The following is a 13,815-nucleotide window of genomic DNA, read 5'->3' on the forward strand; positions in this document are numbered from 1 at the left end:
GCGCGCAGCGCGGGGATGAGCACGGCGGCTCCCTCCAGCCGGCCGGCGCGCAGATCGTCCAGCGCCTGGTTGGCCTGGCGCAGCGGGTAGAGGGTGGTGTGCGTGATGATGCCGATTTCCGGCGCCAGACGCAGAAACTCGACCCCATCCTGGCGGGTGAGATTGGCCACCGAGACAAGCTGCCGCTCTTCCCAGAGCAGCCGGTAGGGGAAGCCTGGGATGCCGCTCATGTGGATGCCCGCGCACACCACGCGCCCGCCCTTGCGCACGGCCTGCAGCGCCAGCGGCACAAGCTCACCGGCGGGGGCGAAAATGATCGCCGCGTCCAGCGGTTCGGGCGGCGGCGCGTCCGAGCCGCCGGCCCAGACCGCGCCCAGGTGTCGGGCGAATGCCTGTGAGGCGTCATCTCCCGGCCGGGTGAAGGCATACACCGCGCGGCCCTGCCAGCGGGCGATCTGCGCCACGATATGCGCGGCGGCGCCAAACCCGTACAGGCCCAGGGTTTTGCCCTTCCCCGCGATGCCAAGCGCGCGCCAGCCGATCAGCCCCGCGCAGAGCAGCGGTGCCAGCGAGGCATCGCTACCCTCTTCGCCCAGAGGAAAGGCATATTGCGCGTCGGCGATGCAGGCGGTGGCGTAGCCGCCGTCGCGCGTGTAGCCGGTGAACAGCGGGGCATCGCACAAATTCTCGCGCCCGCCGGTGCAATAGGGGCAGACGCCGCAGGTATGCCCAAGCCATGGCACACCCACCCGCTCGCCCAGCCGCAGCCCCTCCACGCCTTCGCCCAGCGCGTCGATCCGTCCGACGATCTCATGCCCCGGAATGACCGGCAGCTTCGGATGCGTTAATTCGCCGTCGACCACATGCAGATCCGTCCGGCAGACGCCGCAGGCGCCGATTTTCAGCCGTATTTCGCCGTAGCCGGGCAGGCGGTCCGGTAGTTCGGTCCATTCAAGCGCGGTGCCGGGCTGCCTCAGGAGCATGGCATGCATTTGCGGCCTCTATCGTTGCAGAATGTATTGTCCGGGTGCGGGTTCCAGGCATTTGTACCCGGCTTTCGCATTGCCCATGGGCGGCGGCGGCACTGGGGCGGAGGAATGCGTGTCGAGCCAGGCAGTCCAGGCGGGCCACCAGGAGCCTTCGGTGAGGGAGGCAAGCTGTAGCCACTCATCAGGCGCGTGGTAATGGCTTTCGGGCAGGTGGCGCAGGCTGCGGTAATGGCGGCGCGGGTGGCCCGGCTCGCTGACGATGCCGGCATTGTGCCCGCCCGAGGTGAGGACGAAGGTGATATCCCCCGGGTTAAGCAAATGCAGCTTATGTACTGAACGCCAGGGCGCGATGTGGTCGCTCTCCGTGCCGACGGCAAAGATCGGCGCTGAAATATCATGAACCGAGACCGGCTTGCCGCCGGCGGGGAAGCGCCCTTCTGCCAGGTTGTTGTTCTGGAACAGGTGCCAGAGATACTCCGAATGCATGCGGTAAGGCATGCGCGTCGCATCCATGTTCCAGGACATCATATCGTTGGGTGCGTCTTCCTCGCCCAGGTAATACCGGCGGATGAGCCGCGACCATATCAGATCGTTGGAACGCAGCATCTGGAAGGCCCCGGCCATCTGCGTCGAGTCCAGATAACCTTGCTTCCACATCAGGTCATCAAGAAACGCCAGTTGCGCCTCGTTGATGAAAAGCTGCAACTCCCCGGCCTCGGTGAAATCGGTCTGCGCGGCGAGCAGGGAGATGCTCGCCAGCCGCTCGTCGTTATCGCGGGCCATGGCGGCGGCGGCGATGGTGAGCAGCGTGCCGCCAAGGCAATAGCCGGTGGCATGGATTTTATCGGACCCGCTGATCGCCTGCACGGCGTCGATCGCAGCCATCACGCCCTTGGTCCGGTAGTCATCAAGGCCGAGCTCCCGCTGCGCCGCGGAGGGGTTTAGCCAGGAAATGCAAAACACCGTATAGCCCTGTTCAACCAGGTAACGAATCATCGAATTTCCGGGTGAAAGATCAAGAATGTAATATTTCATGATCCAGGCGGGCACGATCAGGATCGGCTCCGGCCGGACGGTTTTTGTGCGCGGCGTGTATTGCAGCAGCTCGATCAACTCGTTGCGCAGCACCACCTGGCCGGGCGTGGTGGCGACATCGCGCCCCGGCTGCATGGGCAGCGCCGCAGGGGCGGCGCGCGCCGCCATGGCCATGTCGTCGAGGAAATTGCGCAACCCCTGCTGCAGGTTTTGGCCGCCGCTCTGCATGGTGGCGCTGAGCACTTCGGGGTTCAGGAACGGAATGTTCGAAGGCGATGCCATGTCCAGAATCTGGCGGGTCATGAAGTTGACAATGTGCTCATGGCTGCGCGCGACGCCGGTAACACCTGTCGTCGCCAGGTTCCACCAGCGCTCATTCAGCAAAAAACCCTGCTCGATCATGGAGAAAGGGAAATTTGCCCAGGCGGGGTGGTTGAACCGCCGGTCGCCGGGGGCGGGCGAGACCGTTGGGGCGGCGTTGCAGGTTAATCTCCAGAGCGCCGCCATGTCCTGCAGGGCCTGGTTTGCCATCGCGGCGCGGCGGCCGGGCTGGTCGGCCATATGGGCGGCCCAGTCCATGATCGCGCCGATCAACGCCGAGGGCGCAAGCCCACCTGTGAGCCGCGCTTCCGCCGCATGCAGATTGCGGTCGAACACGCGCATTTCGTTCAGGGCAACCGGTACGGATGCTGGGGTTTTTGGATCTTCAGGCAAGTGCTACCTCCATGAATTCATAACCGGAATTTCAGGCATCAATGATGCCAGCGCCGCCCATAATAGCGCCCATAATAGAAGGTGAACGAGGGATAGAGATAGCCGTAGGCCGGGTAATAGGCATAGGGCGGCGGGTAAGGGTAATAGCCGGGTGCCGGCGCCACATAGGTTTCCTCAGGCGGCAGGTTTGGCACGTTGTTGCCCTTGGCGGCCATGCATTGCAGATACGTTGTATCATACTGGCGCTGCAAGCCATAGGCCGAAGCCTGGGCGTTGCTCGCTCCCGAGGCGCTACCCACCAGCAGGCCCGCACCCGCGCCGATGGCAGCCCCCGCGCCCGCGTTGCCCGAGGCCGCGCCAAGCGCCGCCCCTGCCACGGCGCCAATGGCGGTGCCCACCACGGCGCTGCCCACGGCCGCCTGGTTGGCGGCCTCGGCGGGCGAGGCATAGCCGACGCTTTGCGCCGCGGCATCGCGGCAAGTGGCATCATCGGCCTGAAACTCTGAATAACTGACCCCCTGGCCGGGGAGCACCACCACGCTCGGCCCGGTGGGCGGCGCCACGGCACAGCCGCCAAGCCCGGCCAGCAATAACATGCCCAGAGCAGGCCTGATTACTTTCAAATTATTCATAATCTTTCCTTCCAGCATATAAGTTTTCAGGATGAAGACGCCCGCGAGCCATATGCAGCCGCTATTAGGCCAAAGCACGCGCTGTGTCCTTGATTTCCATCAAGAAGCGGCGCGATTGATCCTGATCAAGGCAGATTGCCGGGCAATGGCATAGCAAGGTACCGTGCGGTTGGTTCCGCCTGTCACGAACGGCATCGGATTTGTCATGGAGTCAGTTGCAGCGGGGGGGAGGGTTGTTTCGGTTCGCGGCGTTGTCGTGGATGTCAGTTTCGCTGACGGTATTTTGCCTGATATTAACACCGCGCTGGTGGTGGAATGGGACCGCCCCGAACCGCTGATCCTTGAGGTGCATTCCCATGCCGATGCCGCCACCGTGCGCGCGATCGCCCTGCAGACCACCGCGGGTCTGGCGCGCAACACCGCTGTCCGCGCCACCGGCGGGCCGGTGCGCGTGCCGGTGGGCGAGGCGGTTTTGGGGCGGCTGCTCGATGTCACCGGCAATATTGGCGACCGCGGCCCGGCGCTGCCCGCGGGCACGCCCCGCCGCCCGATCCACAATCCGCCCCCCGCGCTGGGCGAGGTGGTCGCCACGCATGTGATGTTCGAGACCGGGATCAAGGTGATCGACCTGCTCGCCCCCATGGCCCAGGGCGGCAAGGCGGCGATGTTCGGCGGCGCGGGGGTCGGCAAGACCGTGCTGGTGATGGAGCTGATCCACGCCATGGTGGAGAAATACCAGGGGATTTCAGTGTTCGCAGGCGTCGGGGAGCGCTCGCGCGAGGGGCATGAGCTGCTCAATGACATGCGCCATTCCGGTGTGCTGGCGCGCACGGTGCTGGTCTATGGCCAGATGAACGAGCCGCCTGGCGCGCGCTGGCGCGTGCCGCTCACCGCGCTTACCATCGCCGAGCATTTCCGCGACGCCAGGCACCAGAACGTGCTGCTGCTGATGGATAACGTGTTCCGCTTCGTGCAGGCGGGGGCGGAGGTCTCCAGCCTGCTCGGGCGGCTGCCCTCGCGCGTTGGCTACCAGCCCACCTTGGCGAGCGAGGTGGCCGCTCTGGAGGAGCGTATCGCCTCCGTCGCCGGGGCGGCAGTCACCTCCATCCAGGCCGTGTATGTTCCGGCCGATGACTTCACCGACCCGGCGGTGACGGCGATTTCCAGCCATATGGACAGCATCGTCATGCTATCGCGCCAGTTGGCGGCGGAGGCGTTCTACCCGGCGGTGGACCCGTTGGCATCCTCCTCGATATTGCTCGACCCCCTGGTGGTCGGCGCGGCGCATTACCGCGTGGCGGAGCGTGTGCGCGAGGCGCTGGCGCGGTTGAAGGATTTGCAGGACATCATCACCCTGCTGGGCATGGAGGAACTGGGCGCCGCGGACCGCCTGATCGTGAAACGCGCGCGGCGCCTGCAACGTTTTTTGAGCCAGCCTTTCAGCGTGACCGAGGCGTTCACCGGCACGCCTGGGCGCTCCGTGAGCTGCGCCGACACCGTGGCCGGGTGCGCGGCAATACTGGACGGCGAGGCGGATGATTGGGCGGAGGCCTCGCTCTACATGGTGGGCACGCTGGAGGAGGCGCGGGCGAAGGAAGCCGCCGCGCTGAAACCGGCATGAGGCTGCAAATCATCACCCCGCTGAGCGTGGCGGTTGACGTGCCGGACATTCGCTCCCTGCGCGCCGAGGACGCGAGCGGGCATTTCGGCATATGCCCCGGCCATGCGGAATTTCTCTCCAGCCTCGTCATCTCCGTGGTGGGCTGGACCGGCGGTGACGGCACCGCCCATTACTGCGCGGTGCGCGGCGGCATGATCTCGGTCACCGGTGGGCAGGAGATCACCATCACCACGCGCGAGGCGGTGCCGGGCGATGACCTGGCCATGTTGGAAGCCGATGTGCTGGCCCGCTTCCACGCCGCGCTGGAGGTGGAGAAAACCGAGCGGGTGGCGAGCACCCGGTTGCAGCTGAACGCCATCAGGATGATCATGCGCCATCTGCGGCCGGATACGCGCGGCGTGGGAGAGTTTTCATGAGCGAGCCGGAGGAGACAGACCCGCTGGTGAAGGGCGTGCGTCTGCGCGGCGAGCGCCATAAGCGCTGGCTGCGTGAGGGCGAGGCCTCCACCGCGCGGCGCCTGGCGCAAATCGGCGTGCTGGGCTGGATCATCGTGGTGCCGATGCTGATCGGCGTGTTCATCGGCCATTGGCTCGACCGCAGGTTCAACACCGGTATTTTCTGGACCGCGCCGTTGCTGTTCCTGGGGCTGGGGCTAGGCTGCTGGTCAGGGTGGAAATGGATGCAGGGCGCATGAGCGCGGCGTTGTATCCGCTGGCCGGTTTTTGCGCCGGGCTGGGGTATTTTTATGCCGTGTGGCGCAGCGCGCTTGCATTCACGCGGGGCGGCGCGGCGGCGGCCGTGGGGCTTGCGCTGGCGCGGCTCACCCTGCTGGGCGGGCTGCTGGCGCTTGCCGGCCGGCACGGGGCGCTGGCGCTGCTGCTCACGGCGCTCGGGGTTCTGGCCGCCCGCCCGCTGGTGCTGCGCCGCTACCAGGTGGCGGCATGATCTCGCCGCTCAGCAATCCGCCGCTGTTTCATCTCGGCCCGCTGCCGGTAACGCAACCGGTTGTGGCTACCTGGGGCATCATGCTGCTGCTGGCGGGCGGCGGCGCCATGCTCACTCGCAGGCTCCAGCTCATCCCCGGCCGCACGCAGGCGGCGCTGGAGCTGATCGTGGATACCGTGGACAGCCAGATACGCGGCACCATGCGTGTGGAGCCGGGGCCTTACCGCGCCTTCATCGGCACTCTGTTCGTTTTCATTTTTGTCGCCAACTGGTCTTCGCTGCTGCCCGGCGTGGAGCCGCCCACCGCGCATCTGGAGACCGACGCGGCGTTAGCGTTTCTGGTGTTTCTCGCGGTCATCTGGTTTGGCGTGCGCGCCGGGGGTGTGCGCGGGTATCTGGCCAGTTTCGCCTTTCCCAGCCCCACCATGATCCCGCTTAACTTCATCGAGACCCTGACGCGCACCTTCTCGCTGCTGGTGCGCTTGTTCGGCAATGTCATGAGCGGGGTGTTCGTCATCGGCATCGTGCTTTCGCTCGCCGGGCTGCTGATCCCGATTCCCCTGATGGCGCTCGACCTGCTGACCGGCGCCGTGCAGGCCTATATTTTTGCCGTGCTGGCGATGGTGTTCATCGCCGGGGCGGTTGCCGAGGCCAAACCCGAAACCCCCAGCACAAAGGCTTCCCCATGAACTGGTTGGCGTTTGCTAGCATTATTTCCGCCGCGCTCGCGGTCTCCTTTGGCGCCATCGGCCCGGCGCTGGGTGAGGGCAGGGCGGTGGCCGCCGCGATGGACGCCATCGCCCGCCAGCCCGAGGCGGCGAACACCATTTCGCGCACGCTCTTTGTTGGTCTCGCGATGATCGAGACCATGGCGATCTACTGCTTGGTCATCGCGCTGCTGCTGCTGTTCGCGAACCCGCTGCTGAAATGACGCCATGAGCATCGACTGGGCGACACTGGGGCTTCAGGCCCTCAACGTCCTGATCCTTGTCTGGCTGCTGGCGCGCTTTTTTTGGCGCCCTGTGGCGGACATGATCGAACAGCGCCGCGCCGCCGCCCAAGCCCTGCTGGCGGATGCCGGCGCTAAAGACGAGGCGGCGAAGGCGGCTTTGGCGGAAATCACCCAGACGCGCGCGGGGTTCGCCCAGGAGCGCGAGGCGCTTCTCGTGCAGGCGCAGGCGCAAGCCGCCGCCGCCCGCACCGCCTTGCTGGCCGCGGCGGCGCAAGAGGCCGAGGCGCTGCGGCGGGAAGCCCGCGCGGCCATGCAAACCGAGCAGGCCGCCGCCGCCCAGGCGTGGCGCGCGCGCGCCGGCCGCCTGGCGGTGGATATTGCCGCGCGCCTCGCCGCCCGGCTGCGGGGTGAGGCGGTGCAGGCGGCGTTTCTGGAATTTCTGTTGCACGAGATACAGGCATTGCCACCGGCCGCCCGCCAGGTGGCGGCGCTGGAGGTTGCCAGCGCTACGGAAATTTCCGCCGCCGCGCAGTCCGATATCACCGCGCGCATCAGCGCCGCTTTAGGCGCCACGCCGCGCATTACCTTCATAATCGAGCCCGCGCTGATCGCCGGGCTGGAACTGCGCGGCCCGCATCTGCGCATCAGCAACAGTTGGCGCGCCGATCTTGACCGCATTGAGCAAGACCTCACCCATGACGGATAAATTCCCCCTCCCGGATGCCTGGCTCGCCGCGGCGGATGCGAAGCTGGGCGCCGCGCAGCTTGGCGCGCGGGCTGACCAGATAGGCCGTGTCGAGGAGGTGGGCGACGGCGTTGCCCTCATCTCCGGCCTGCCCGATGTCCGGCTGGACGAGTTGCTGCAATTCGAATCTGGCCCGTTCGGCTTCGCCCAGGTGCTGGAGCGCACGCGCATCGGCTGCGTGCTGTTCGACGATGCCGATACCATCCAGGCCGGGGAAGCCGTGCGTGGCACCGGCGATGTGGTGCGTGTGCCCGTTGGCCCGCAACTTCTGGGCCGCGTGGTGGACCCCTTGGGCCGCCCGTTGGACGGCAAAGGCCCGATCAATGCGGAACAATCCATGCCCATCGAGCGTCCGGCCCCCGCGATCATCGACCGCGAATTGGTCACTCAGCCGGTGCAGACCGGGGTTTTGGTGGTGGACACGCTGTTTGCCCTGGGGCGCGGCCAGCGCGAGCTCATCATCGGCGACCGCGCCAGCGGCAAATCCGCCATCGCGATCGACACCATCATCAGCCAGCGCGACAGCGACATGATCTGCATCTACATCGCCGTCGGCCAAAAAACCTCGGCGGTGCGCCGCGCCATCGACGCCATCCACAGCCGGGGCGCGCCCGCGCGCAGTCTCATCGTGGTGGCGGAGGCGGCCAGCGCGCCGGGGTTGCAATGGGTGGCGCCCTTCGCCGGGGTCACCATGGGAGAATATTTCCGCGACCAAGGCCAGCATGTGCTCGTGGTGATCGACGACCTCACCAAGCATGCCGCCAGCCACCGCGAAATCGCGCTGCTCACCCGTCAGCCGCCGGGGCGCGAGGCGTACCCGGGTGATGTGTTTTACGTGCACGCCCGCCTGCTGGAGCGCGCGGCGAAACTCAACGCGCGGATGGGTGGCGGCTCGCTCACGGCGCTGCCCATCGCGGAGACGGATGCAGGCAATCTCTCCGCCTATATCCCGACCAATCTGATCTCTATCACCGATGGCCAGATCGTGCTGAGCAGCAAATTGTTCCATGAAGGCCATAAGCCCGCGGTCGATGCGGCCACCAGTGTCAGCCGCGTCGGCGGCAAGACCCAGGCGCCCGCCCTGCGCGAGACGGCGGAGACGCTGCGGCTGGATTATGCGCAGTTCCTGGAGCTGGAGATGTTCTCGCGCTTCGGCGGCGTGCCGGATGCGCGGGTGCGCGGCCAGCTTACGCGCGGCGCGCGAATCCGCGCCATTTTGCGCCAGCCGCAACACGCCCCCCTGTGCCTGGCCGAGGAGGTGGCGCTGGTGGCGGCCGTGCAGTCTGGCCTGCTCGATGCGTTGGAGCTGCCCGCCATCGAGGCGTTCCGCGCGGGACTGCGCGCCATGCTGGACCGCGAGGCGCCGCAGCTCGTGCGGGAGCTCCAGCAAACCGGCGCGCTGAACAACGGCGGCAAGGCAGCCTTGCGCGCCGCGCTGTCGGCTTACGCGCAGAGTTTCGCGGCCAGACCATGACGGAGCGTCTGGCGGGCATCAGCGCGCGGATCGAGGGCATAAGCCAGCTTGGCGCGGTGATGAACGCGATGCGCGGCATCGCCGGGGCGCGGGCGCAGCTGGCGCGCGGCCAGCTTGGCGCCGTGGAGCGCTACGCCGCGGGGATAACCGGGGCCATTGGCCGCGTGCTCAGCCTGACACCGGCCGGTGCAGGCGGCGGCACTGGCCCGCCCCGCCCGGCGCTGGTGCTCTTTTGCGCCGAACAAGGCTTTGCCGGGGCTTTTAGCGAGCATGTGCTGGATGCCGCCGGGCCAGGGCTGCATAGCTCCAGCCTTTTCCTCATCGGTACGCGCGGCTACGCGGCGGCGCGCGAGCGCGGCCTCACCCCGGGCTGGAGCAGCCCGTTGCCCGCCCATTCCGCCGGCATCCCCCGCCTCGCCGACGGCATCGCCCAGGCGCTGTACCAGGGCATCGCCGCCGCCGGGCTCAATCAGATCGACGCTTTGTTCAGCCGCTCCCGCCCCGGCCAGGATATCACCGTGGAGCGCCAGCGGCTGCTGCCGTTTGATCTCACGTCCATTCCCCGCGCGCCGCCCGGCGGGCTGCCCATGTTCAACCTTGCGCCCGAGGCGCTGTTGCGCGGGCTGATGGCCGATTACCTCCACGCCCAGCTTTGCAGCGCCGCGTTGCACGGCTTCGCGGCGGAGAACCAGGCCCGCATGGAGGCCATGGCCATGGCGCGCCAGCAGGTGGAGCGCCAGCTTGATATTTTGCGCTCGGCGCAGCGCATGGTCCGCCAGGAGGAGATCACCGCGGAAATCATCGAGCTTTCAGCAGGTGAAATGGCGAGCCGGGGAATTATATAGGCGCAACCGGGCGGTTTTTTTGATGTGCATCATGGCGCCGCGGGCCGCGATGTGCTCTGCTTGTCTGTTGAAAAGGAGGAAACATGGAGGCCAGACTGGCACCATCGTATTCGCTTCCGTGGGCCGATGAGGTTTTCCTCGGCCGCGTCATCGCCCGCAATGTGCCCTGCGGCGCGCGGGACTGCCCGGTAGACGAGAGCATACTGTTGGAGACGCCATTCTTCTCTCTGCGCCGTTTCAGCTATGCGCGCCCCGCCGCCGCGCCGCGGCTGCTGATGGTGGCGCCGCTCTCGGGCACCCGCGCCCTGGTGCTGCATGACATGCTGAGCAGCCTGCTGCCGGAATTTGATCTGCATGGGTTGTTCTGGGCGGACCCGGTGAACATCCCGGCGGCCGAGGGTCCTTTCGGCCTTGCGGACAACATCGCCAGCGTGCTGGCGGCGCTGCGCTGCCTTGGCGCCGGCACGCATCTGCTCGGGCTTTGCCAGTCCGCGCTGCCCGCGCTGGCCGCCACCGCGCTGCTGGCGGCTGAGGGCGGGCCGGCGCACCCCGCCTCCCTAATGCTGCTTGGCGGCAAGCTCGACACCGGCCTCAACCCCGCCCGCGTTGATATTCTGATGCGCCGCTACTCACGGGAGACATTCATCAGCCAGGTTCTGAGCCGCGTGCCCGCCTCCGAGCCGGGACATGGCCGGCTGGTCTATCCGGCGCATCTACAGGAGATGATGATGCTGGCCTACATCAGTCGGCAAATGCTGAGCGGCGGCGAGGTTTTCCGGAAATTACTGCATGACGACGGCGGCGACATCGCCGGGCACCCGTTCATCCGCCTGCTGCTCTCCGCGATGGACATTCCCGGCGAGTTTTTCCTCGATACCCAGGCTCAGGTGTTTTGCGACAACGCCCTGGCCAGAGGGCGAATGACATGGCACGGCAGGGCGGTGAACCCGGGCGCGATCACTCGCACCGCGCTGTTGACCATCGAAGCGGCGCAGGACGATATCGCCGGGCGTGGCCAGACCCAAGCCGCCCACACGCTATGCCGCGCGTTGCCGGAGGTGTTGCGCGCGCATCATGTGCAGGAAGAAATCGGCCATTTCGGCCTTTTCCATGGCGCGGTGTGGCGCGGCGCCATATTGCCGCGCCTCTGCGCCTTCACGAAGAATCACCCTGGCTTGTAAGCCGCGCCCAGTCATCGCCGGCTTTGGCGCAGGGTCTGGCCTGGGCATCCGCTTTTGATTGAAATCAATGTGCAATTTTATCGTCAGTGTAACACTGCGCGGTGTAGAGAGATTATGTTGGGCTTCTAGAGTCTGATCGTTTGAGGTTGACGCGCGCCAGCGTGGCAACCGAAAGCGTGAATCAGCCTCTTATCGAAGAGTTAGATCGCGTTCGGAGGGCGCTCTTGCGTCAACCCAAACCTATCGCGATCTAACAAGGTCTGTCTGGCTCTGGACTTATCCGGCGCGGGCCCGCCGCATGGAGGGGATGTTTATGTCCGAAAAATCTGTTGCCCCGGCCTTGATGACCGCGGCTGAAATCATGACCGGCAAGGTGGTCAGCGTGCATCCATCGGATGCTGTATCCGTGGTGGCGGGGCAGCTTGCCCGGCACGGCATCAGTGCCGCCCCGGTGGTGGATGCGCAAGGCAAGCTGCTGGGCATGGTGAGCGAGGGCGATATCATGCGCCCGTTCGGCGCCAAGAACCAGATGCGCCGCGCCTGGTGGCTGGAAATGCTGGCCGAGGGCGAGGATTTGGCGCCGGATTTTCTGGAGTACATCAAGCAGGACAACCGCAAGGCCGCGGATCTGATGACGCGCGAGGTGATCAGCGTGGGAGAGACGGCCCTGCTGGGCGAAATCGCGGATTTGCTGGCCGAGCATCACATCAAGCGGGTGCCGGTGCTCAAGGATGGGCGTGTCGTGGGCATTGTCAGCCGTGCGGACATTGTGCGCGCCCTGGCGCATTTGCCGCGCGCTGGCCGGGCTTGAACAACCAAGACAAGAAAGGATTAGGAAAATGCCACATTATTTGCGGCTTCTCGTTGTCATCGCCGATGGCGAGCACGCCCGCTTTGTCCGCCCGAAAGAGGATAACGCGCTCTACACCGAGGTCGCCCTGAGTTCGAGCGAAGCGCATAAGCGCTCGGCGGATCTCGGCTCGGACCATCCCGGCGCCTCATTTCATTCAGGCTCGTCGGCGCATCACGCAATCGCGCCGGAACATGATCTGCACGACCTAGCCAAAGAAAAATTCGCGCGTCATGTCGCGCATCAGATCAATGGCGCGGCAAAGGCGGAGACGTTCGACGAATTGGTCATCGCCGCCCCCGCCCATACCCTCCAGGCGATCCGCGCTGCGCTGGATTCCGCGGCGTCCGGCCGGATCATCGGCACGCTGGGGAAGGATTTGCTGAAAACCCCGGACCATGAGCTGGCGCCGCATCTCAGCGAATGGGTGCGCCCGGTGGACCGCAGCGGGCACTGATCGAACAAAGGGGCTGACACCGCTGATTCCCAGGAATCCCGCGCTCAGCCCCTTTTGCATGCGCCCCGTGGTTTCGCGCCGAGGCTCAGGGCGTGCCGCTGTTGCCGGCGCCCGAGATCGTGGGTTTGGTGATGGTTATTTTCGGCGTCGGGCCGGACTTGCTCTTGGGAGTTCCAGCGACCCCTGGGGTCATGGTCGAGTTGCCGGCGCCGTTGGTCATGGAGGCCCCCGGTGACTGCTGGCGCGGCGTGCCGTTGGCGTTGATGCCGTTCACCACGTTGATATTTGGGCCATACATCGCGTGTGAATCGGAGTTGAGCCCCGAATTTACATTTGAACCGGTTTGCGCCAGGGCGGCGCCGGAAAATGCCAGACTAAGCGCTGTGCCGAGTAACCAACGAGACATCGAACCACCCCTTGTAAAATCTGTTACCTGTTATTCGTACTAAACAACTTTGCCGCCACCGGCCTTGATCGACATCAAGCGCGTAATCCGCGCTGGGTTTGCCGGAGGCAATTTGGTTTGAGTCAGGCCATCATAGCCAGATCGTTCATTTGTTCATAGTAGCGCGCTTCGGCCCCGGCGGGTGTGATATTGCCGACCGGTTCGAGGCGCCGCCGGTTGTTGAACCGGTCGACCCATTCGATGGTGGCGAATTCCACGGCTTCGGCGTTGCGCCAGGGCCCGCGTCGGTGGATCACCTCCGCTTTGAACAGGCCGTTGATCGTCTCGGCGAGGGCATTGTCGCCGGAGTCGCCGACGCTGCCGACGCTGCCGACGCTGCCGACTGAAGGTTTAATGCCGGCCACGGCCAGGCGCTCGGTGTAGCGGATCGAGACATATTGGACATGGCTCAGACCGGAGGGATACCTTCATGGAGGCGCATCACAACTTCCAAAGAAAAACCTGGGGCAACGACAAAAAAACACCCCAGGCTCACGCAGCTTGCCGCGCGCAGGCGGCCCGGCCTCGCCTTACGTCTGAGCTTGCGGCAGGACCACACAATCCAGCCGGTAGGTGCCATCTGGCGCTTTGCACGCGCCGTGGATATCGGTCTCAAAGCCGGGAAACTGCTGGTCCCAGGATTCAGCAAAGCGCAGATACGCGATGATGGCCGGCAGGGTGACACGCTCGCCCGGGAAAATGAGCGGAATTCCCGGCGGGTAGGGCACCACCATGCGCGCCAGGATCCGCCCTTCCAAATCGTCCAGGCCAACCTGCTCAATGCGATTGCCAACCAGAGCGGCATGGGCCATCTGCGGCGTCATCGCGGGTTCCGGCAGATCCGCGAACATTGCACTCTGCAAAGCCAGAACATCGCTTTTTTGATAAGCCTCATGCTGGGCGGCACAGAGTTCAGCCAGCCCCATGCGC

At 65.7% G+C, this 13,815-nt stretch carries 16 protein-coding genes and 2 pseudogenes; 12 read left to right on the top strand and 6 right to left on the bottom strand.

Features of this window, described 5'->3' with window-relative positions:
- The 3 genes from PHE40_RS03135 to PHE40_RS03145 form a co-directional block, all read right to left on the bottom strand.
- A partial coding sequence (locus PHE40_RS03135) for a zinc-dependent alcohol dehydrogenase family protein (RefSeq protein ID WP_299957859.1) occupies positions 1 to 992 on the bottom strand: 992 nt, incomplete at its 3' end.
- A 9-nt stretch (positions 993 to 1,001) separates the two neighbouring features.
- Positions 1,002 to 2,738, bottom strand: coding sequence for an alpha/beta hydrolase (locus PHE40_RS03140; protein WP_299957861.1), 1,737 nt, complete (start codon positions 2,736 to 2,738; stop codon positions 1,002 to 1,004).
- A gap of 38 nt (positions 2,739 to 2,776) precedes the next feature.
- Positions 2,777 to 3,334 carry a glycine zipper family protein gene (locus PHE40_RS03145; RefSeq protein ID WP_299957864.1) on the bottom strand — a complete coding sequence of 186 codons (558 nt, stop codon included), beginning with the start codon at positions 3,332 to 3,334 and terminating at the stop codon, positions 2,777 to 2,779.
- 241 nt (positions 3,335 to 3,575) lie between these two features.
- Here PHE40_RS03145 and atpD point away from each other — a divergent pair, with 241 nt between their 5' ends.
- The 12 genes from atpD (at position 3,576) to PHE40_RS03205 (ending at position 12,440) form a co-directional block, all read left to right on the top strand.
- Positions 3,576 to 4,991: a F0F1 ATP synthase subunit beta gene (gene atpD, locus PHE40_RS03150; RefSeq protein WP_299957867.1), complete on the top strand. Its 1,416-nt coding sequence runs from the start codon at positions 3,576 to 3,578 to the stop codon at positions 4,989 to 4,991.
- Positions 4,988 to 5,407: a F0F1 ATP synthase subunit epsilon gene (locus tag PHE40_RS03155; RefSeq protein WP_299957870.1), complete on the top strand. Its 420-nt coding sequence runs from the start codon at positions 4,988 to 4,990 to the stop codon at positions 5,405 to 5,407. Before atpD ends, PHE40_RS03155 begins: the two co-directional genes overlap by 4 nt.
- Positions 5,404 to 5,685 carry an AtpZ/AtpI family protein gene (locus PHE40_RS03160; protein WP_299957873.1) on the top strand — a complete coding sequence of 94 codons (282 nt, stop codon included), beginning with the start codon at positions 5,404 to 5,406 and terminating at the stop codon, positions 5,683 to 5,685. The genes PHE40_RS03155 and PHE40_RS03160 overlap by 4 nt, the downstream gene beginning before the upstream one ends.
- A complete protein-coding gene (locus PHE40_RS03165; RefSeq protein WP_299957875.1) occupies positions 5,682 to 5,936 on the top strand; it encodes an ATP synthase subunit I in 255 nt (84 codons plus the stop codon). Before PHE40_RS03160 ends, PHE40_RS03165 begins: the two co-directional genes overlap by 4 nt.
- Positions 5,933 to 6,625 carry a F0F1 ATP synthase subunit A gene (locus tag PHE40_RS03170; protein WP_299957878.1) on the top strand — a complete coding sequence of 231 codons (693 nt, stop codon included), beginning with the start codon at positions 5,933 to 5,935 and terminating at the stop codon, positions 6,623 to 6,625. Before PHE40_RS03165 ends, PHE40_RS03170 begins: the two co-directional genes overlap by 4 nt.
- Positions 6,622 to 6,867, top strand: a complete 246-nt coding sequence (locus tag PHE40_RS03175) for a F0F1 ATP synthase subunit C (protein ID WP_284258675.1) — start codon at positions 6,622 to 6,624, stop codon at positions 6,865 to 6,867. The genes PHE40_RS03170 and PHE40_RS03175 overlap by 4 nt, the downstream gene beginning before the upstream one ends.
- 4 nt (positions 6,868 to 6,871) lie before the next feature.
- Entirely contained in the window at positions 6,872 to 7,594 is a 723-nt protein-coding gene (locus tag PHE40_RS03180) for a F0F1 ATP synthase subunit delta (protein WP_299957894.1), read from the top strand.
- Positions 7,584 to 9,107 carry a F0F1 ATP synthase subunit alpha gene (locus PHE40_RS03185; RefSeq protein WP_299957897.1) on the top strand — a complete coding sequence of 508 codons (1,524 nt, stop codon included), beginning with the start codon at positions 7,584 to 7,586 and terminating at the stop codon, positions 9,105 to 9,107. The genes PHE40_RS03180 and PHE40_RS03185 overlap by 11 nt, the downstream gene beginning before the upstream one ends.
- Positions 9,104 to 9,952 (top strand): F0F1 ATP synthase subunit gamma, encoded by an 849-nt coding sequence (locus tag PHE40_RS03190; RefSeq protein WP_299957900.1) that lies wholly within the window; start codon positions 9,104 to 9,106, stop codon positions 9,950 to 9,952. Before PHE40_RS03185 ends, PHE40_RS03190 begins: the two co-directional genes overlap by 4 nt.
- 83 nt (positions 9,953 to 10,035) lie before the next feature.
- Positions 10,036 to 11,133 carry a polyhydroxyalkanoate depolymerase gene (locus PHE40_RS03195; protein WP_299957903.1) on the top strand — a complete coding sequence of 366 codons (1,098 nt, stop codon included), beginning with the start codon at positions 10,036 to 10,038 and terminating at the stop codon, positions 11,131 to 11,133.
- A gap of 313 nt (positions 11,134 to 11,446) precedes the next feature.
- Entirely contained in the window at positions 11,447 to 11,944 is a 498-nt protein-coding gene (locus tag PHE40_RS03200) for a CBS domain-containing protein (RefSeq protein ID WP_299957906.1), read from the top strand.
- Between the two features lie 28 nt (positions 11,945 to 11,972).
- The gene (locus PHE40_RS03205; protein ID WP_299957909.1) at positions 11,973 to 12,440 is read left to right on the top strand and encodes a host attachment protein; all 468 of its coding nucleotides are present in this window, start codon (positions 11,973 to 11,975) and stop codon (positions 12,438 to 12,440) included.
- Between the two features lie 85 nt (positions 12,441 to 12,525).
- Here the strand turns inward: PHE40_RS03205 and PHE40_RS03210 are convergent, their stop codons facing one another.
- The 3 genes and pseudogenes from PHE40_RS03210 to PHE40_RS03220 form a co-directional block, all read right to left on the bottom strand.
- On the bottom strand, positions 12,526 to 12,846 hold the full coding sequence (locus PHE40_RS03210; protein WP_299957911.1) for a hypothetical protein: 321 nt from the start codon (positions 12,844 to 12,846) through the stop codon (positions 12,526 to 12,528).
- Between the two features lie 122 nt (positions 12,847 to 12,968).
- Positions 12,969 to 13,289, bottom strand: a pseudogene (locus tag PHE40_RS03215) (integrase core domain-containing protein); the annotation flags it as partial.
- Positions 13,290 to 13,415: 126 nt separating this feature from the next.
- Positions 13,416 to 13,815, bottom strand: a pseudogene (locus tag PHE40_RS03220) (amino acid decarboxylase); the annotation flags it as partial.

This window comes from Acidocella sp., assembly GCF_028687955.1.
Classification (GTDB): domain Bacteria; phylum Pseudomonadota; class Alphaproteobacteria; order Acetobacterales; family Acetobacteraceae; genus Acidocella.

What these genes read in the sequence shown, in the direction of transcription:
- PHE40_RS03145 (WP_299957864.1), bottom strand. Translation starts at nt 3,334, where the DNA reads ATGTTATTGCTGGCCGGGCTTGGCGGCTGTGCCGTGGCGCCGCCCACC.
- atpD (WP_299957867.1), top strand. Translation starts at nt 3,576, where the DNA reads ATGGAGTCAGTTGCAGCGGGGGGGAGGGTTGTTTCGGTTCGCGGCGTT.
- PHE40_RS03155 (WP_299957870.1), top strand. Translation starts at nt 4,988, where the DNA reads ATGAGGCTGCAAATCATCACCCCGCTGAGCGTGGCGGTTGACGTGCCG.
- PHE40_RS03160 (WP_299957873.1), top strand. Translation starts at nt 5,404, where the DNA reads ATGAGCGAGCCGGAGGAGACAGACCCGCTGGTGAAGGGCGTGCGTCTG.
- PHE40_RS03165 (WP_299957875.1), top strand. Translation starts at nt 5,682, where the DNA reads ATGAGCGCGGCGTTGTATCCGCTGGCCGGTTTTTGCGCCGGGCTGGGG.
- PHE40_RS03170 (WP_299957878.1), top strand. Translation starts at nt 5,933, where the DNA reads ATGATCTCGCCGCTCAGCAATCCGCCGCTGTTTCATCTCGGCCCGCTG.
- PHE40_RS03175 (WP_284258675.1), top strand. Translation starts at nt 6,622, where the DNA reads ATGAACTGGTTGGCGTTTGCTAGCATTATTTCCGCCGCGCTCGCGGTC.
- PHE40_RS03180 (WP_299957894.1), top strand. Translation starts at nt 6,872, where the DNA reads ATGAGCATCGACTGGGCGACACTGGGGCTTCAGGCCCTCAACGTCCTG.
- PHE40_RS03185 (WP_299957897.1), top strand. Translation starts at nt 7,584, where the DNA reads ATGACGGATAAATTCCCCCTCCCGGATGCCTGGCTCGCCGCGGCGGAT.
- PHE40_RS03190 (WP_299957900.1), top strand. Translation starts at nt 9,104, where the DNA reads ATGACGGAGCGTCTGGCGGGCATCAGCGCGCGGATCGAGGGCATAAGC.
- PHE40_RS03195 (WP_299957903.1), top strand. Translation starts at nt 10,036, where the DNA reads ATGGAGGCCAGACTGGCACCATCGTATTCGCTTCCGTGGGCCGATGAG.
- PHE40_RS03200 (WP_299957906.1), top strand. Translation starts at nt 11,447, where the DNA reads ATGTCCGAAAAATCTGTTGCCCCGGCCTTGATGACCGCGGCTGAAATC.
- PHE40_RS03205 (WP_299957909.1), top strand. Translation starts at nt 11,973, where the DNA reads ATGCCACATTATTTGCGGCTTCTCGTTGTCATCGCCGATGGCGAGCAC.
- PHE40_RS03210 (WP_299957911.1), bottom strand. Translation starts at nt 12,846, where the DNA reads ATGTCTCGTTGGTTACTCGGCACAGCGCTTAGTCTGGCATTTTCCGGC.